General features: G+C 47.0%; 19 protein-coding genes. 12 read left to right on the forward strand and 7 right to left on the reverse strand.

The features are described from left to right. Positions 1–349 precede the first annotated feature (349 nt). From VIM72_RS22685 to VIM72_RS22695, 3 genes are all read right to left on the reverse strand, one after another. The gene (locus VIM72_RS22685) at positions 350–1099 is read right to left on the reverse strand and encodes a glucose 1-dehydrogenase (protein ID WP_332005103.1); all 750 of its coding nucleotides are present in this window, start codon (positions 1097–1099) and stop codon (positions 350–352) included. A gap of 22 nt (positions 1100–1121) precedes the next feature. After that, positions 1122–1874: a glucose 1-dehydrogenase gene (locus VIM72_RS22690; protein ID WP_332005104.1), complete on the reverse strand. Its 753-nt coding sequence runs from the start codon at positions 1872–1874 to the stop codon at positions 1122–1124. Positions 1875–2029: 155 nt separating this feature from the next. Next, a complete protein-coding gene (locus VIM72_RS22695) occupies positions 2030–2299 on the reverse strand; it encodes an ArsR/SmtB family transcription factor (RefSeq protein WP_332005105.1) in 270 nt (89 codons plus the stop codon). Between the two features lie 172 nt (positions 2300–2471). On the opposite strand from VIM72_RS22695, the gene VIM72_RS22700 reads away from it, so the two are divergent. Then, the gene (locus VIM72_RS22700) at positions 2472–2942 is read left to right on the forward strand and encodes a hypothetical protein (RefSeq protein ID WP_332005106.1); all 471 of its coding nucleotides are present in this window, start codon (positions 2472–2474) and stop codon (positions 2940–2942) included. Between the two features lie 41 nt (positions 2943–2983). On the opposite strand, the gene bla is transcribed toward VIM72_RS22700, so the two are convergent. Then, on the reverse strand, positions 2984–3883 hold the full coding sequence (bla, locus tag VIM72_RS22705) for a class A beta-lactamase (RefSeq protein ID WP_332005107.1): 900 nt from the start codon (positions 3881–3883) through the stop codon (positions 2984–2986). Positions 3884–3988: 105 nt separating this feature from the next. Between bla and proB the strand changes: the two genes are divergently transcribed. Together proB and VIM72_RS22715 are read left to right on the forward strand one after the other, a co-directional pair. After that, on the forward strand, positions 3989–5023 hold the full coding sequence (proB, locus tag VIM72_RS22710) for a glutamate 5-kinase (RefSeq protein WP_332005108.1): 1035 nt from the start codon (positions 3989–3991) through the stop codon (positions 5021–5023). Between the two features lie 11 nt (positions 5024–5034). Beyond that, on the forward strand, positions 5035–6282 hold the full coding sequence (locus tag VIM72_RS22715; RefSeq protein WP_332005109.1) for a glutamate-5-semialdehyde dehydrogenase: 1248 nt from the start codon (positions 5035–5037) through the stop codon (positions 6280–6282). 28 nt (positions 6283–6310) lie between these two features. Here VIM72_RS22715 and VIM72_RS22720 read toward each other — a convergent pair whose 3' ends face one another. Both VIM72_RS22720 and VIM72_RS22725 read right to left on the reverse strand, forming a co-directional pair. After that, positions 6311–7384: a class I fructose-bisphosphate aldolase gene (locus VIM72_RS22720; RefSeq protein WP_332005110.1), complete on the reverse strand. Its 1074-nt coding sequence runs from the start codon at positions 7382–7384 to the stop codon at positions 6311–6313. Between the two features lie 62 nt (positions 7385–7446). Beyond that, complete coding sequence (locus VIM72_RS22725; RefSeq protein WP_332005111.1) at positions 7447–7611, reverse strand: hypothetical protein; 165 nt, start codon at positions 7609–7611, stop codon at positions 7447–7449. A 123-nt stretch (positions 7612–7734) separates the two neighbouring features. Between VIM72_RS22725 and VIM72_RS22730 the strand changes: the two genes are divergently transcribed. From VIM72_RS22730 to VIM72_RS22750, 5 genes are all read left to right on the forward strand, one after another. Further along, the gene (locus tag VIM72_RS22730) at positions 7735–8310 is read left to right on the forward strand and encodes a histidine phosphatase family protein (protein WP_332005112.1); all 576 of its coding nucleotides are present in this window, start codon (positions 7735–7737) and stop codon (positions 8308–8310) included. Positions 8311–8327: 17 nt separating this feature from the next. Continuing rightward, positions 8328–9044: a response regulator transcription factor gene (locus VIM72_RS22735; RefSeq protein WP_332005113.1), complete on the forward strand. Its 717-nt coding sequence runs from the start codon at positions 8328–8330 to the stop codon at positions 9042–9044. Continuing rightward, on the forward strand, positions 9028–10386 hold the full coding sequence (locus VIM72_RS22740) for a HAMP domain-containing sensor histidine kinase (protein WP_332005114.1): 1359 nt from the start codon (positions 9028–9030) through the stop codon (positions 10384–10386). The genes VIM72_RS22735 and VIM72_RS22740 overlap by 17 nt, the downstream gene beginning before the upstream one ends. Positions 10387–10496: 110 nt before the next feature. Beyond that, positions 10497–10982 (forward strand): hypothetical protein, encoded by a 486-nt coding sequence (locus tag VIM72_RS22745; RefSeq protein WP_332005115.1) that lies wholly within the window; start codon positions 10497–10499, stop codon positions 10980–10982. Between the two features lie 10 nt (positions 10983–10992). Beyond that, a complete protein-coding gene (locus VIM72_RS22750) occupies positions 10993–11907 on the forward strand; it encodes a bestrophin family protein (RefSeq protein WP_332005116.1) in 915 nt (304 codons plus the stop codon). Positions 11908–11997: 90 nt separating this feature from the next. On the opposite strand, the gene VIM72_RS22755 is transcribed toward VIM72_RS22750, so the two are convergent. Next, positions 11998–12681 carry a tetratricopeptide repeat protein gene (locus VIM72_RS22755; protein WP_332005117.1) on the reverse strand — a complete coding sequence of 228 codons (684 nt, stop codon included), beginning with the start codon at positions 12679–12681 and terminating at the stop codon, positions 11998–12000. A gap of 337 nt (positions 12682–13018) precedes the next feature. On the opposite strand from VIM72_RS22755, the gene VIM72_RS22760 reads away from it, so the two are divergent. The 4 genes from VIM72_RS22760 to VIM72_RS22775 all read left to right on the forward strand — a co-directional run bounded on the left by VIM72_RS22760 (position 13019) and on the right by VIM72_RS22775 (position 18543). Further along, a complete protein-coding gene (locus tag VIM72_RS22760; RefSeq protein WP_332005118.1) occupies positions 13019–14545 on the forward strand; it encodes a glycoside hydrolase family 43 protein in 1527 nt (508 codons plus the stop codon). Positions 14546–14561: 16 nt separating this feature from the next. Continuing rightward, entirely contained in the window at positions 14562–16700 is a 2139-nt protein-coding gene (locus tag VIM72_RS22765; protein WP_332005119.1) for a GH92 family glycosyl hydrolase, read from the forward strand. A gap of 88 nt (positions 16701–16788) precedes the next feature. Next, the gene (locus VIM72_RS22770) at positions 16789–17223 is read left to right on the forward strand and encodes a hypothetical protein (protein WP_332005120.1); all 435 of its coding nucleotides are present in this window, start codon (positions 16789–16791) and stop codon (positions 17221–17223) included. A 264-nt stretch (positions 17224–17487) separates the two neighbouring features. Continuing rightward, complete coding sequence (locus VIM72_RS22775; RefSeq protein ID WP_332005121.1) at positions 17488–18543, forward strand: hypothetical protein; 1056 nt, start codon at positions 17488–17490, stop codon at positions 18541–18543. Positions 18544–18742 lie beyond the last annotated feature (199 nt).

Raw genomic sequence — 18742 nt, forward strand, 5'->3', positions numbered from 1 at the left:
TTGCAAACATCCTAAACAACCGTTAACTGTAAATCAACAAAGATCTTTTTAGGATTTTGTCTGACTCAGGATGATGATGATTTTGCTGATTACACTGATTTGATCATTTTTGATTTTAAAGATTTGGGGAGATATAAGCGGATATTTTAGCTTACCTAAAGCATCTACTTTGGGGAAGACAATGCCTGCTTATATCTTCCAAAATCCTTACTATCATCTATAAAATCCCAAAAAATAAAATCAGCGAAATCAGTATAATCATCATCATCCTGAGTCAGACAAAACTCGCGTCCTTGCTGCCGGTGCAGCATTTGCACAATGCTGCACACTGCAACGCCAGGATCATTTATTAAGCGATCAACGGGTGTACCATAAGGCCGCCGTCTACATTATATTCTGCACCTGTAATAAATGAGGCATCGTCTGATGCCAGGAAAGTGACCAGGCTGGCAATATCTTCCGGTTGTCCTAACCTGCCCAGGGGCGTGAGGTTACTGAGATGTGCCCTCGCCTCATCCGGCAACCCTGCTTTTTCCAGCAGCGGCGTACTGATGATCCCCGGGTTTACCGTGTTTACCCGTATCCGTTTGCCCGCCAGTTCCCTCGATAATGTTCTGCCCAATGAGTTCAGCGCTGCCTTGCTGGCCGATAATACGGCGGCATTGGGTGTGCCTGTATATGCGTTCAATGCAGACAACAGTGTGATAGAACCGCCCTCGTTAATGATGGGAAGTAATTGCTGTATGGTGAAATAAGCACCTTTGAAGTTAATGTTCATTAATTCATCGTATTGTGCCTCTGTTACCGTTTCAAACGGCGCTAATTTCGCCACACCAGCATTTACAAATAAGGAATCTATTTTTCCGAAACGGCCCTGCAGGTATTCATACAGGCGCCTTATATCATTCATGTCCGACTGATCTGCTTTAAAACCTTCTGCAGGGTGGCCCAGTGCGTGTACGGCCTTTTGTACCGCACCAGGCTGACGACCTGTTATCAAAACCTTTGCTCCCTTTGCCAGAAATGCCTTTGCTGTTGTGTATCCTATTCCGCTGTTACCACCAGTGATAACAATTATTTTATCTTTCAGAGATGACATGAATGATGTTTGTTTGAAAGGGTTAACCGATTAACGGATGCGTAATGATTCCTCCATCGATATTGTACTCTGCACCTGTGATAAAAGATGCGTCGTCTGATGCCAGGAAAGAAACCAGTTTGGCAATTTCTTCCGGCTGCCCTATCCTGCCTATCGGCAATGCTTTGGCCAGTTGTTCTTCATTGATCGCTTCTTTTGGAATACCCGCCTTTTCAAGGATTGGCGTAGCCACCGGTCCGGGGTTTACAATATTCACCCTGATTTTCCTGGAAGCCAGTTCTCTTGATAAAGTACGCCCCAGCGAGTTAAGCCCCGCTTTGCTGGCGCTGTATACCGATGCCCCGGGCATACCTGCGTATGCATTTACAGACGACAGTAAAATGATGGTACCACCATCGTTGATCAGTGGCAGCAGGTGCTGCACAGTGAAGAAAGCGCCCTTCAGGTTAATGTCCATTACCGTATCAAAGGAAGCTTCCGTTACATTGGTAAATGGCTCCATGGCCGCTACTCCCGCGTTTACAAACAGGATATCTATTTTACCATAACGGTCACGTACATACTCCGCCAGTTTCTGTGAATCTTCAATCCTGCCCTGGTCTGCAATAAAGCTATCTGCCTTTCCCAACGCTGCTGCGGCCTGCTGTACGGCCTCCGGCTTGCGTCCTGTAATTAATACCTTTGCTCCCTTTGCCAGAAAATCTGCTGCTGTTGCATATCCTATACCGCTGTTACCGCCCGTGATGACAGCTGTTTTATTTTGTAACTGATCCATCCTATTGATTTATTTAAGTTTATCAATGTTTTACTTTCAAAAAAAAGAGAAAATATCTCTCCATTAATCAATTAATTTAAAAGTATCAATATATAAAAGTATAAAAAAAGCTGTTGGTTACCCGCCCGGTAGCACCTCAGCCCTTTTGTACTTTACTAACTCAACTGTAAAAAGAACATCGATAACTGTTTCATCATCTCTTTATTGAGCGTGAGCTCCAGTGATCTTCCATTTTTTACGGAATGCAGCACTCCGCTATCAACCAGGATCTTCACATGATGCGACACCGTAGGTTGCGACAAACATGTAAACCCACATACATCACCACAAATCAGCTTTTCCTTCTTAACAACCTCCATTATAATAGATAATCGATGTTTGTCAGCGATGGCATTTGCTGCTTTTTCTATAACTGCTAAATCCATAGAACAAAAGTAATACTATTTTTTAAATATCGAAATATTTCGATGAATTTTTTTTTGAGACCCGTTTTCCACCCATGTACGGACATACCATCATAATTGCATCCGGTATATTTTATACTATCTTTATGCACCTGCACTACTGTAAGTGTAAGGGATATGCCAAACTATTGCTATGAAAACCATGAAAAAGTACCTTATCTTACCTGTAACGCTCCTTACTTTCGCTGCCTGTCACGAAAGTAAAACACCGGAGGAGAAAGTTTCCACAGATGCCGCGCCGCCGGTACAAACCGTTGCCGCAAGCGCCAGCCAGATCACACATCGCTGCGCTGTATTACATACACCCGACAGTATCCAGCTGGAACATCTGAAAAAAGATAACGGGGAAGAAGCCTTTTATACCATCAATGACGATTACCAGAACTACATGACAGATGCACGTGCGTTCCTGGAAGAAAAAGGCGTAAAGATCATTGAGCCCGCAGGTGGAAAGATCAGTTTCCGTTCTGCCAAAGGAGACGCCACCACATTGAATCTCAGCGATGTAAAATACAATTGGGAAATGTGGCTATTTGATGGCGACCAACTCCATAAAGTAGATATCATGGATATTGAAAACGAGTATAAGAAATACATGAAGTAATTTTCAGCAGGCAGTTTCATGGTTGAAACTGCCTGCTTTTTTTATTTGCTCCAATGATCATACGCCGCTTTCGCGATTTTAGCAATGGTTCCTTCCCGCTCTTCTTCACTGGCTTTCGAATCAGCTACAAATACGGTAATAGCCAGGTGACGGCCATTTGGCAATGTGATGATCCCCACATCATTGGTAGCGCGGGTTAACCCGTTCCTGGTACCGGAAGTGCCGGTTTTATGCGCCACCACGGTGCCTGCGGGCAATAATCCTTTCAGTCTCCTGGCGCCGGGCTTTGAAGTGATCATAAGATCCATTAAATATTTTTTGCTGCTATCGGACAATACCGGCTCCTGGTAAAATATTTTCAGCAGCTGTGTCATAGCCATAGGCGTGGCCCAGTTCTTATACTGGATCATTTCACTGGGCACCTGCACCTGTTCAGTAGTGGCAATAGTGATCTCTTTCACACCGAGGCTATGCACATACGCATCTGCTTTGGCAGTACCACCCAGTAAACGTAACAATACATCACAGGCGCTGCCATCGCTGGCGCGGATATTATGACTGATCAGTGCTGATAATGGCATATCGAAATTTCCTTCAGGATGCAGATCCCGGATCAGGCTGGCCCCTTCCCGGGGTATCAGGTCGCTTTTAGCAACATGAATGGACTGATCCAGGCGGAACCGGTGTTGGTCTACCTGGTGGAGCATAGCCATCGCGATCGGGAATTTGTACACGCTTTGCATAGGGAAATGCCCGTCGCGGTTAAACGAAACCGTATCCTTTGTTTCCAGGATTTCGGCATATACCCCCACTTTTCCCTGGATATTTCCGGCGATGCCTGCAATTTGCTGACGGAGTGCCTGCTGGCCTTTGGCCATTGGGAGATATACAACAGAAGCGGCCACAGTGGCCGTTATAAACATGGCAACGTGCTTTATCATATAGCGGGTTTAATCAATGCAAAAGCCAAATTAAAGGCTTTTCCGGATTATGCATTTAGAATTTCGCCGCCTTAATATTATTTTAGGCGCCAAATAGCGCAGAAATTGAGTAAACCGATATTAGTTATAAAATTTGGGACAGCGTCGATCACTCATCAGAACGGTGACCTCGACGAAACCGTGATTGCCGGCATAGCGCGGCAGGTGGCAGAATTACATGCAGATTATCATATTGTGCTGGTATCGTCCGGGGCTGTGGCCGCAGGAAAACAGTTCCTTCGCCAATACAACGGCACCATCAGCGAGCGGAAAGCCGCAGCCGCAGTGGGTAACCCGCTGCTGCTGAATAAATACAGCCGTTATTTCGCACCATATAGCATTGCCGTAGCGCAGAGTCTTTGTGAACGCCAGCATTTTTCCGACAGGAACCAGTTCCTCCAGCTAAAACGTACTTACGAAGAACTATGGGCCAGCAACATCATTCCCATTGCCAATGAAAATGATGTGGTGAGCAGTCTTGAGCTGAAATTTTCGGACAACGATGAACTGGCCACGCTCATTGCCGTAGGCTTTGGCGCATCGCTGCTGCTGTTCAGCACCTCTGTTGCCGGCGTACTGGACAGGACCGGGCAGGTAGTGCCACAGATAGATGTGATTGACAAAGCAGCGCTTGGACTGGCCGATAAAGAGAAATCAGCCCTCGGTTTAGGCGGCATGGTATCCAAGCTTACCTTTGCCCGCCTGGCCACCAGGATGGGCATCAGGGTGGTTATTTTCGGGATCCGCACAGAAGACGGTATCCTCAACGCCATTGCAGGCAAAACAGGTACCTTGTGCCTGCCACAGCCCTGCAGCATGCCGGCCAGGAAAAAATGGCTGGCCAGCGGTAGCCTGGTTACCGGCAGGATACAGGTAGACGCGGGCGCACAGCGGGCGCTGGAAAAACGCCATAGCCTGCTTGCGGTGGGTGTGCACGCTGTATTAGAGAAATTTGAATGCGGGGAAGTGATCGAGATTGTGAATGAAGAAAATGTTGCCATCGCGGTAGGCCGGGCCAAGATTGCTTCAGACCTGCTCGATACCCAACCCAAGGCACAGAATATTGAAGTGGCCCACGCCGATGATATTGTGCTGTTATAAAGAAAAATACCATGCAAACTATACAACCTTTACTGGAAAAAGCACAGCAGTCGGGCGTTTCCATCCGTACCCTCCCGGATGCACAGAAACAGGCGTTGCTGCGCAAACTGGCCTCCGTGATCCTGATCCGCTCGGAAGATATCATCGCAGAAAATAAAAAGGACCTTGACCGCATGGCGGACGATGATCCCAAAAAGGACCGGTTGCTGCTCAACGCAGCAAGGATCCGCGACCTGGCCTCCAGCCTGGAAGATATTGCCGGCCTGCCGGATCCTGCGAATGTACTGGTACTGGAAAGAACGCTTGACAATGGCCTGCTGGTACAAAAGAAAACCGTGCCCCTGGGCGTGGTGGGCGTGATCTATGAATCCAGGCCCAATGTAACGGTAGATGTAGCTGCGCTCTGTATCCGCTCCGGCAACGTATGCGTGCTGCGTGGCGGTACCGATGCCTTTTATACGAATACCATCCTTGTATCACTGATACAGGAAGTATTAAAACAATTTGAAGTAGATGAACATGCCGTGCAGCTGCTGCCTGCAGACCGCAGCCTGGTAATGGAAATGCTTACTGCCGTAAAATATATCGACATTATTATACCTCGTGGCTCTGAGCAACTGATTGAATTTGTGCGCACCAACTCACGGGTGCCGGTCATTGAAACCGGTGCAGGGGTATGCCATACCTACGTGGAAAAAACCGCCGATCTTCCACAGGCCGCCGCCATTGTTACCAATGCGAAAGTGTCCCGCCCGTCGGTTTGCAATTCACTTGATACAGTGCTGGTAGACGAGGCCGTGGCCGCTGATTTCCTGGCCCTGCTGGCGCCGCAGCTGCAGCCTTATGGCGTAGACGTATATGCGGACCCGTTAGCCTTTGATATACTGCAGAAAAATAATTACCCGCATCTTTTTGCGGCGCAACCGGAAGATTTCGGCAGGGAATTCCTTTCGCTGAAATGTTCCGTAAAAGTAGTGCCCGGCATCGATGCAGCGCTGGCGCATATCCGGCAATATTCTTCCCGTCACTCTGAAGCGATCGTTTCCCGGAACAACGCTCTCAGCGAGCGCTTTCTCAACGAGGTAGACGCTGCAGCCGTATACGTGAACGCCTCTACGCGGTTTACAGACGGTGGCGTGTTTGGCCTGGGCGCAGAAATAGGGATCTCCACGCAGAAACTACATGCGCGGGGACCTTTTGCGCTCGAAAAACTGGTAACGGAAAAATGGTTTGTACGTGGCAACGGCCAGGTAAGGTGAGCGGAGGGAATCCCCTCCACTCTTCCTGTTAAGCGACGGTGATCTGTTCGTTCAGGTATACATCCTGTATGGCGTTCAATAGCGCTGCTCCTTCCGCCATCGGGCGTTGAAAGGCTTTACGCCCGGAGATGAGCCCCACGCCGCCGGCCCTTTTATTGATCACGGCGGTGCGTACAGCTTCCGCCAGATCTGCATCTCCTTCAGAAGCCCCTCCTGAATTAATGAGCCCCATACGTCCCATATAACAGTTGGCTACCTGGTAGCGGCACAGGTCAATCGGGTTATCTGAGGTAAGCGTGGTATAAATGCGCTCATCCAATTTTCCATAGGAAGAAGACCCGGTATTCAACGCTTTGTAGCCCCCATTTACTACCGGCAGTTTCTGTTTGATAATATCTGCCTGTATAGTTACCCCGAGATGGTTAGCCTGCCCGGTAAGATCTGCAGCAAGGTGATAGTCCACATCTTTCTTAAAAGCATCATTACGCAGGTAACACCAGAGAATAGTGGCCATGCCCAGTTCATGCGCTCTTGCAAAAGCGCGGGATACTTCCACGATCTGCCGGTCCGACTGGTCGGAGCCAAAATAAATAGTGGCGCCCACGGCTACCGCGCCCAGGTTCCAGGCCTCTTCCACGGTACCATACATCACCTGGTCTGCCCGGTTGGGATAAGTAAGCAGTTCGTTATGATTGATCTTTACAATAAAAGGAATGCGGTGCGCATAGCTGCGGGATACTGCCGACAATACGCCGAAAGTGGAGGCGACTGCATTGCAACCGCCTTCTATGGCCAGTTTCACAATATTCTCAGGATCGAAATAGGCGGGGTATTTGGCGAAAGATGCACCGGCGCTGTGTTCCACGCCCTGGTCTACCGGGAGGATGGACATATAGCCCGTACCGCCAAGACGGCCATGGCCAAACAGCTGGCCCAAACTGCGCAATACCTGCGGGTTACGGCTGGACGCCCGGTAAATGCTGTTCACCGTATCCGGTCCGGGCAGATGCAGCAGGTCTTTGCTGATGGTTTTGCTTTCATGTTGCAGCAGGGTATCGCTTTCCTTGCCAAGTAGTTCGCTGATTTTTTCCAAGGATAACATAAGCATGACTTTTTTGATACACCTAATTTAAGGATTTAAAACGGCACGTGAGTCCTTCCGGTTCAATAAGGAGTGCCTTGCGGGCGGGGCTGTTCTTCCCGTTCTTCCGTTACCATTTCAGTGCTTTCAAATGCGCCTCCTGAACCGTCATGAATAACAGGCTCCGGTTTTACGTCCTCTTCTTTTTTTACTGGCTTTTCTTCGTTGGGATTAATATTCATTTCCATAATAACAAAGGTACTGATTACTTGTAAACCGGTATAATGCAGTGAATACGTCCGGAATTTTTAACTATTAACCCCGCTTCGTTTTGTATATATTTGTTCCCCGGAAAGATTAAAAGACCCAATATGACCCAGATCGCTATTATCCGTCATGGTACCACCTCCTGGAATAAAGCCGGCAAACTGCAGGGCCATTCAGACATCCCGCTGGATGAGGAAGGCATTACGCAGGCCCTTAAACTGGGACAGCGGCTCAGTGGCGAAAACTGGGACCTCATTTACTCCAGTCACCTGCTCCGCGCCCGGCAAACCGCCGCCATTATTGCACAGGAGCTTCATATAGAAAGCGTTATTGAAGACAGCCGCATCGGGGAAGCCGGCGGCGGCCTTATTGAAGGCACTACAGAAGAAGAGCGCCTGCTCCGCTGGGGCGCCAACTGGAAACTGATGGACCTGGGCATGGAAAGCAATGAGGCCGTAGTCGCAAGAGGACTTTCCTTTATGCAGGACCTTCTTTCTGAAAACAGTGGCAAAAAGATCCTGCTGGTAAGCCATGGCAGCTTTATCCGCCAGATGCTGGACGCCCTGCTGCCGCAAATGCATCCTACTCCCGCCATGAAAAACACTTCTTTTACAAGACTTCAGTTTTCCGATGAAAACTGGAAATGTGAGCTGTTTAATTGTGTAAGCCACCTTGAATAGGATTATATTTGTTGTTCATGAAACTATTACTGATAGAAGATGAACCTGCTGTAGTATCTGTTATTACCCGCGGCCTTTCGGAGGCTGGCTACGAAGTAAGCGTAGCCCCCGACGGCAACAGCGGGCTGCAGATGGCCCTTAATAACCCATCGTTCCGGCTGATCATACTCGATGTAATGCTGCCCGGCATGAACGGGATAGAAGTATGCCGCTCCATCCGTAAAGCACAGCTGGAAGTGCCTATACTGATGCTTACCGCATTGGGAACAACAGAAAATATAGTAATGGGGCTCGACAGCGGCGCAGACGACTACCTCGTTAAGCCCTTTAAGCTGCAGGAGCTGGAAGCCCGCATCCGTAGCCTTATGCGGAGAAAAAACAATACAGATATACCCGTTCCCGTTACCTCGCCTTCCATACTCAGTATGGCCGACCTGGAGCTGAATACAGATACCAAAGCCGCCAGCCGTAACGGGAAAAATATCCAGCTCACTGCCACAGAATACCGGTTGCTGGAATATTTACTGAAAAATCCGAGGAAGGTGCTGTCGCGACTGGAAATACTGGAGCAGGTATGGGGCATCGAGTTCAATATGAACACCAAAGTGGTAGACGTTTATATTAACTATCTCCGGAAAAAAATCAATAAATATAACCCGGCGGAACTGATTCATACTGTAGTTGGACTGGGTTACATGATCAGGGAAAACAAGGCTGATGAAGATACGCACTAAGATATTATTGTTATTCGCCGGGCTAACGATTTCCACGATCCTCATGATGAGTGGGCTGGTGTATTATTTCACCAACCAACACTCTTTCGAGGATTTCTACAAACGGCTGGAAATACGCGCCTATCTTACTGCAAAAGCCACCCTTCCCTATTACGAGTCCGACTCTGTCATCTATAATGAGATCCGGGAAGAGCACCTGGAAAAACTGCCTGCTGAAAAAGAATATTTCCTCCAGGTAGCCGCCGATGGCACTATACATAAGGATGAACATTTAACGCTGCCTCCTTCCTTCTACCAGCAGGTACTGAATGAAAACAAGGCCACCTACCGGGAAGGCGACCGCTTCTACGAAGGCGTATTATATAAAAGCAAACAGGGCCTGTATATTGTTATTGTATCTGCTATCAATAAATACAACGTAGAATACCTGAGCTGGCTCCGTAAAATCCTGCTTATCTGCTCTGTAGCCTCCTGCGTGATCCTGGTGGGCGCCGGTATCTTCTTCTCCAAATATATTTTAAAACCTATCCGGCAAATGATGGTGCAGGTAAAAAGCATCAGCTCCCGCAACTTACACTTACGGCTAAACGTAGATGAAAGCGGCGATGAGATCAATGACCTGGCTGGCACCTTCAATAATATGCTGGACCGCCTGGAAACTGCCTTTGAAACACAGAATAACTTTGTGAGCAATGCCTCGCATGAACTGAGCACCCCGCTCACGGCTATTATTGGTGAAGCCGAACTGGCGCTTAATAAAGAACGTACCCAGGATAAATATATTTACTCCCTGCAAAATATCCTGCATGAGGCCGGGCGGCTGGAACATATCACCAAAAGCCTGCTGCACCTGGCTCAAACAGGGTTCGATGGTAAAAAACAGGAATGGGGGCAGATCCGCAGCGATGAGCTTTTATTCACGGTAAAAAATACCATCGATAAACTGCATCCGGGCAATAAGGTAGAAATAGATTACAGCCTGTTCCCGGAAGAAGAAGAAAAACTGGTGATACCAGGCAATGAACAGCTGCTGGAACTGGCCCTCAGCAACATTGTAATGAATGCCGTGAAATATTCTAACAATGAACCAGTGTCTATTGCACTCGCCGCTACAGAAAAGAAAAATATTATCATCGTAAAAGACCAGGGCATCGGTATTCCGCCGGAAGACCTGCCTTATATCTTCTCCCCCTTCTTCCGCGCCTCCAATACCGGCCGCTTTAAAGGATACGGCATCGGGCTGCCGCTGGCCATGAATATTATCCGTATGCATAAGGGAGATATCATTGTAAACAGCGAGGTAAACCACGGAACCGAGATCAGGGTGGAGCTTCCACTGTAGGGACTGCTTTTCTTACCAAATTCTTACCACATTCTTACTACCTTTTAACGCTGCTCTTACTGGTTACTTATTTCACAGCAATAATTTTGTTGTTATAAAAGCTACCAGATATGAAAAATATACTCATACCAACAGACTTCTCCATCCGCTCCCTTAGTTATATACATAACATTGTAGCGCAACATCCGGGCGAGCAGGTTAACATTATATTAATGCATGCGCTGGAAATGCCGGACTCTTTGTTTGACCTGATGACTTACACCCGCAACAGCAGGCATATAGAGCTTATTTCGTCTGACTTCCAGGATGGCTGCGAAATTATCCGTAACAAATATTCTTCTTCCATTAACCAGCTGAAGATCGAATTCTTTCATGGCAATACCCGTGCTGCATTACGCAATTTCCTGCTGGCACAAAATATTGACCTGATCATCCAGCCTGCTGATCATGAATATAATGCGCCTTCCAAAAGAAGCTATAATCCGGAAAAACTGATCAGCAAATGTAATTATCCAAAGATGAAGATCCAGCTCCAGAGAAGGAAATACGTGGTAGACAGGTCTACCATCTCAGCATTATTGCTGCCAACAGAATAAAAGACAGGTTATGTTACTCAAGAATAATATCCCCTTAAAATATGTTTTTGGTAAAATTAAGGTAGAGATCCTGCTGGTCACTATTTATTCACTGGCCATCAATATACTTTATTACCAATACGATTTCACTAACATGGTGATCCCGATATCGGTGCCCATGGTGCTGGGAACGGTATTATCGCTATTGCTCGCATTCCGGTCGAACCAGGCGTACGACCGCTGGTGGGAAGCCCGGACTATCTGGGGGGCCATTGTAAATGATTCACGCTCACTGACAAGACAGGTACTAAGCTTGATGGATGCTACTTATCAGTCGGAAGACCTCACTATTTTCCAGGAGCGTTTTGTAAAGCGACAGGCAGCATGGTGCCATAGCCTGGGACAATCGTTACGTAAGACAGATCCGCTCAAAGGTGTAGACAGATTATTATCAAGACGGGAATTAAACTATGTGATGAGATATGACAACGTACCGGCTGCCCTGTTGTTTTTACATGGAAAAGACCTGAAATATGCCATGGAGCAGGGATGGATCAATCAATACCAGCAGATTGCCCTGGACCAGACTATCACAAAGCTCTGTGACTCTATGGGAAAATGCGAACGTATTAAAAACACCGTGTTCCCGGCCACTTACAGTCTTTATACGCACTTTACCGTGATCTTCTTTATACTGTTATTGCCGTTTGCCTTAATAGATGTACTGGGCTTTATGGAAATACCGCTGGTAGTAGCCATTGCCTCGTCTTTCCTGCTGATCGAAAAAATGGCGATCAACCTGCAGGACCCGTTTGAAAATAAACCTACAGATACGCCTGTAACAACTATTGCCAGGAATATTGAAAAAGACCTCCGGCAAATGTTGCACGAGCAGGAGATCACACAGGAAGAGCAGGTGCCAACACCCTCTTACTATGTACTTTAAAGCTGATTTGTGTTTAAGGCGCCCTCTCCAAAAAGGGCCGTAATTTATAGCGATACGACAAAGGCTCCGGTATCAACCGGAGCCTCCTCTTTATAATGTAGCCAGTTCTTTCTTTGACAACCATACCCATTTACGGATGGTTCTCCGCACATAACGGGGATGCAGGTCAAGTTCCTGTCCTGTTTTCTCAAATTGTGCCCGCGCTTCACTTTTCCTGCCCTGTTTCTTTAACAGCAACCCGTAATAGTACATCGCCTCCAGTGAATGATGTACGCGGATTATTTTCTGGTATTCTTCCTCCGCCCGGGCCGTTTCCATTGTTTCTTCCAGCGCCCGCGCATACATCAGTTCATCATCTGCCTTACTCATCCGCACGCCCTTAAAGGTATTTAGCTTATCGAAGCTTACAATACTCGCCGCATACTGCCCGTTCAGGAACTGCAGTCGCGCCAGCTGTAAAATAATACCAGGATCCTTGGAGAAGCTGTTGGCGCATTCCAGCGTAAGTTCTATAGCTTTATCATATTGCTTCTGCTGTGCATAAGCATCTGCCAGCTGCATTTTGTTGGTAACGGTGTCGGATATACGTACCCGCTTCTCCCATTCCCTGATACGCCCGTTGGGAGATATAGCACGCATCAGGTTTTCACCTATATTACCGCTGGTAATACCCGGCAAAATTTCCCGTATGAAATACACCACTATCCCTATTACCGGTATAAACAGGATAAAAAATAACCACTCCCTGCTCCTGCCCGATCTGAGCACGTGCACAACACATACAATCTGCAGTATAATAACAAGATAATAATAGTCACTCCAAAATGGGAACATAGCGCTATCAACAATCAGGGTTAAGAAAAATTGATTCCCGGCAAAAATAATAAAATAAGATAATTTGTGATCCCGGCGTAAAAGGATAATCCTGAAGGAGATGTTAAAAATTAAATACGGCAGCTGCCGGCAAAGCGGGCCGGTTCCTCCCTGCACAATGAGACTTTCCAATGAAGGAATGAGATGTTTTGTCGAAAAAACATCCGCTTAACCTTCTATTTTTGTTTCCGCCGGTTTCCCATCTGCGTTAGCCGGCTATTGCATAAATGAAATAAAGATGAGATATAAACTTCCGGCACTGGCCTTATTCGCTTTTCTGACAAGTGTTCAACCTTCCACCGCCCAGCAGGTGCGGGCTAATATTCCCGGCGACTTTGCAGATCCTTCCATTATCAGGAAAGGAAGCAGCTATTATGCCATAGGCACTTCCAGCGAATGGGGGCCTCATTTCCCGATATTCCGGTCGGGCAACCTGCAGCAGTGGGAACAAACAGGATTCCTGTTTGATAAAGCCCCCTCCTGGACCACCGCCTCCTTCTGGGCGCCGGAATATTACTTTCATAATAATACCTACTACGTTTATTATACCGCCAAAAGAAAATCGGACGGCATTTCCTGCATAGGCGTAGCTACCTCTTCTTATCCTGATCATGGCTTCAAAGATCACGGTATCATTATAGCCTATGGCAAGGAGTCTATCGACGCCTTTGTGTTTAATGACAACGGGCAGTTATATATTACCTGGAAAGCCTATGGCCTCGATGACCGGCCTATTGAAATACTGGGCAGCAAACTTTCCAGCGACGGCCTTTCGCTTGAAGGCCAGCCCTTCACTTTACTGAAAGATGATGCCCGCAATGGCATGGAAGGGCAAAGCATCTTAAAAAAAGACGGCTATTACTATCTTTTTTATTCCGCAGGCAACTGCTGTGGTGTATCCTGCAGTTACCAGGTGCGGGTAGCGAGGGCAAAAGCCATCACCGGCCCTTACCTGGAAGAGGGTGCAGATAATCCTGTGCTCACTGACAACGGCAACTGGAAATGCCCGGGACATGGCACCTTTGTACAAGACCAGGCCGGTAATAATTTCTATATTTATCATGCTTACAATAAAGCCAGCAATGTATTCACCGGCAGGGAAGCGCTGATAGCGTCTTTGTCGTGGAAACCAGACCAGTGGCCGGAATTGCGCCCTGTTCCTCTTACCGGCAGCAACAAGGAAAATATTCATCTCCATTACAATTTTTCCAAAACAACCGGGAAAATTTTCTGGCAATGGGATTTCAGGAATATGACACCGGACTACCGGCAAAAAGATGGAACGCTGCAGCTATCGGGTACATACAACAGCCATCACCCCGCCGGTGTAGCGCTTACCCTGCGCCCTTATGCAACGGCCTACGAAATCAGTACGGCAGTAACAAACAATAACAAGGCCGGCAAGGGACTGGTTATTTATGGAGATGTATCTGCCGCCGCCGGTATTGCTGTACGCAATAACACCGTTGAATTCTGGGTGATAAAAGATGGCAAAAAAAATATACTTGGCGAACAGAAAATTGCTGCGGCCAATACCCCCGTATACCTGAAAATGGCCATGCTGCCTGATTTCACCTGCAGGGTATACTGGAAGCAACAGGGCGGATGGGAAGAGCTTACCCCGGGTAAAAAGGGCTATAATGTCAGCTTCCTTCCACCGTGGGACCGTAGTCCGCGGCCCGGATTGAACTTCCAGGGCAAGCCCGGTGAAAATGCCGCGTTCTCCTTTTTTGATATCAGGTACACGAGTGAAATACCGCAATAATATAAATTACACTGGAATGAGAAAACAAACTTTAGCCACGTTATTGATAATACTATTCACTTCCGCTGCAGGTAACAGTCAAACCTATACGAAATATGTGAACACTTTTATAGGCACGGCGCCAATGACGGATCCTAAAATACTGGGTTATGAATTGCCGCGGGGCTGGAGATCATGGGCCGGGCTTACCTTTCCCGGAAGCTCGCTGCCCAATGCCATGGTGCAGTTAAGTCCCATGACCGAATACGGATCCGGTGCCGGTTATGAGTATGAAGATTCCGTGATTTACGGCTTTACACATACCAATAAAGGGCATTGGAACCTGTGTAATATCCCTGTGTTACCGGTTTCAAATCCTGGTGAAAAATTCGGCTCCCGCTTCTCCCATAAAAAAGAAAGTGCAGCACCCGGCTTCTACCAGGTATACCTGGAGGATTATAATGTGAATGTAAATCTTACTTCCACATTAAGATGCGGCTACCACCAGTATGAATATAACAACAATAATAACCGGCAGATCCTCTTTGACCTGGCAAAGGCCAATAACCGGGTAAACGGCTGGAGCATTGAACAGGTGGGCAGTTCAGCGGTACAGGGCTATCAACAGGCAGGCGATAGGATCTATTTCTACGCGGTGCTTAACACCGGTATTGAAAAACTGGAAAAGAAAAATGAAGGGAAAAGCGACGGCTTTGCACTGATCCATGTAGCCAATGGCAGCAAAGGACCGGTGGAACTGAAGATAGGCATATCTTTCGTAAGCACTGAAAACGCCAAAGAGAACCTGGAAAAAGAAATCGGCAATAAATCTTTCAGCGATATCCGTAAAGCGGCTACAAAGCAATGGGAAACGCTGCTGTCATCCATCCAGGTAAAAGGCGGCACCAGCAAGCAAAAGGAGATGTTTTATTCCTGTCTTTACCGCTCTTTCCTGTGGCCGGCGCTGCGCAGTGATGTAAACGGCGAGTATACAGACGCCAAACACAACGTGGTAAAAGCTGATTTCAATTACTACACCGAGCCTTCCCTGTGGGATACCTACCGGAATAAAGATGTGCTGTTAGGGCTTATATCACCACAGGTTACGCTGGATGTTATTAAATCGATGAAAGATGTAGGAGATAAGACCGGTTTTATTCCCACCTTTTTTCATGGGGATCACGGCTCCTCCTCTATTGCAGGGGCTTACCTGAGAGGCATTGATAATTTCGACATAAAAGGCGCCTACGAAATACTGTTGAAAAACGCCACTGTAGAAGGAGGCGCCAGGCCGTTTATCAAAGAGTATATGGAGAAAGGGTTCATCAGCGATCCGGATGTAACTAACCCTCACGTAGAAACGAAAGGCAGGGCCGGCGTATCCAAAACGCTGGAATATTCCTATGATGATTACTCCGTTGCACAGATCGCAAAAAAGCTGGGTGATACCGCCAATTACCGTATGCTGATGGCAAGGTCGAAGAACTATAAGAACATGTTTGATCCATCTACCCGGTTTATGAGGGGAAAATTAGAGAATGGCGAATGGATTCAACCCTTTAACCCGCAGTATCCATATTATGAGTACATGTACAGGGAGGCCAATGCCTGGCAGGTGTCGTTTTTTGCACCGCATGATATGCCCGGCCTTATAGCGTTGTACGGCGGCCCCAAAGGTTTTGAGTCAAAACTGGATTCCCTGTTCACCGTTCCCTGGAATCCCACGTATATTGCCAGGAACGTGGAAACGATGATAGGCCAGTATTGCCATGGTAATCAACCCGATCATGAAGCACCTTTTGCCTATTATTTTATCGGCAAACCTGAAAAATCACAGAAGATCATCGATACCATTTTAAATACTTTATATGGAATCGGTGATAATGGGCTGGCCCTTTGCGGGATGGACGATGCAGGGGAAATGTCGTCCTGGTACGTATTCAATGCCCTGGGGCTGTATACTTTTTCCGCTACTGATCCGGAATACCTGGTGACCGTTCCTTTGTTTGATGAAGTAAAATGGAGAACCAGCAATGGTAAATTACTCACTATTTCCAAACCGGGCAGAGGCAGGAACTTAGCCACCATCAAAGTAAATGGCAGGGAAAACAAGGGGTACTTTGTGCCGCACGACCTGTTTAAACAAGGCGGGAAGATAGAGATCCTTACAAGATAAATTTACTATTCATATAGTTGTCATGCCTCCTGCTGCAAAAAGGGGGCATGACATTCAAAAATTTGTATTTTCGTAAAAATCCTTTCGTATGAAACCATTGGTTGCTTATCGTTCCAAGATCCTCCTCTGTTCACTGGCTCTTTACAGCAGCATAACAATGGCGCAGCATTCAGCCAGTACATCATCTTCTGAGTATTACAATAATTACTATACAGGCTGCTGGCAAACAAAAGATACTGCCGACGGATACTTTGTTACCCAAAATGATCATACATTTCAATGGACCAGGCCAGCAAATAAACCAGGCGCCCCGTCTGATACACTGCGTGGTAGCTGGCGAATAAAAACGGTTTACAGCGTTCCCCAAAAAACAACTGTTATGGTCCTGAAGTTTAAGAACGGCCAAAGGCGGAAATACTCTATTGGCGTTACTTCACTTCCTGCAACTATTTATCTGCCTAACAACGCGGAGTTCCATAAAGTTCCCTGTAAAAACAACCCAGGCCTTCCTGCTGGATCTTAAAAAAGATGCAAAATTGCCGGCCGGTGCTCTTTCCTGCTTGTTGCTTTTTATGAATACGGCGAAACAATACCTGTATTTCAGGGAGATTGCAAACGCGATGTTCTTCGCGCTTCTACCTATGCCTTATAGTTCTCTCCCCCTCCGCTTTTATCATTTCAAGAAAAGTACTTTCACCTGAAATTTCCCGGAAAAGAAGGTGCCAACTTATCTGCCGGGGCATTGAAATGGCTACAGCAAAGCATTTTTGCCAAAACATCGTGTTTCATGAAGAAGATCATTTTTGCAATGGCGGCTGTTAGCCTTATTATTATTTCTACGATTTCCTGTGAGAAGAAATCCGGGGAGCCCGATCCTTTTGAGAAAGTATATGCACGGGTGTCTGATCCCGAAAATGAATATTTCTGGGAACAGTTCCACAGTGGCAATGCCCGGAATGTAACAGAAGTGATCAGCCGTCTTGAAAAGCAGTACCAGGAAGACTCCACCAATGTGATTGCGGCCGCGCACCTTGGATTTGCCCATTTCTGGTTACTGGCGGAGGGCATCCGGCAAGGGGTTCCGGTAGACAATCTCCCCCTTGCAGTGACCAAAGCATATCATTATTTTATGAAGGCCTACCAGCTAAACCCCAACGATAAAAGAGTGCTGGGCTTCCTGGCGGATGCGGAGATGTCGTATGCAGGCATGATGCAGTCGGCCCCACTGTTGCAGCAGGGATATGCCAGGGGGCTGCAGTCCATCAGCGACTGGCCGGAGTTTAATAAATTCACCATTGGTACTACCTTTTCCAGCGATGCGCCGGATACGGAGCTGTTCAAAACAGCCTTGGAATGGCAATGGACAACGCTGGAGGACTGCTATACCTCGCCCATCGACCGTTCCAATCCCAATATACAACGGTTTATCAGCCGCGATATGTCCGGCCACAATCTGGGCCGCGACAGGGCCTGCTACAATAGCTGGATAGCCCCGCATAATATTGAAGGCTATTTCCTTCACATGGGGGATATGATCGTAAAAACCGGGGATTATCAAACCGCTGCAAAAGTATATGAACTTGCCAAGGCCTCGCCCGATTATGCTACCTGGGAATTTAAACCAGTGCTGGAAAAGCGGATACAAAATGCGCAACGAAACACACAAACTTTTCTTGATAACAGCCAACAGGGGATAGACAATGTGATCATCTCTGTATCCGGCAGTCTTTGTATGAGCTGTCATAAAATGAGTACAGCAGACCAGTCACGTTTTAACCAGTTTAACTGGAAAAAATTCTTTAAAGAGAAAGATATTTATTCAATAAATGGTTTGAAGAATTAACCGGTCGTTCTTACGGCCCCCCGGAACCAACCTGTATCAAAAATAGCGGCGTTATTCCTGATACAGGTTGCTTATATTTGTTACAGTTGTAACCCGTAAAGACGGCCTTCAAATTCATTTAACCGATGATATATTCTGCAGGGATTGCTATTTCTCTTTTTTTATTAATCATCCTGATCAGCAAAAAACAAAAAAACAA

The organism is Chitinophaga sp., from assembly GCF_036569185.1.
GTDB lineage: Bacteria > Bacteroidota > Bacteroidia > Chitinophagales > Chitinophagaceae > Chitinophaga.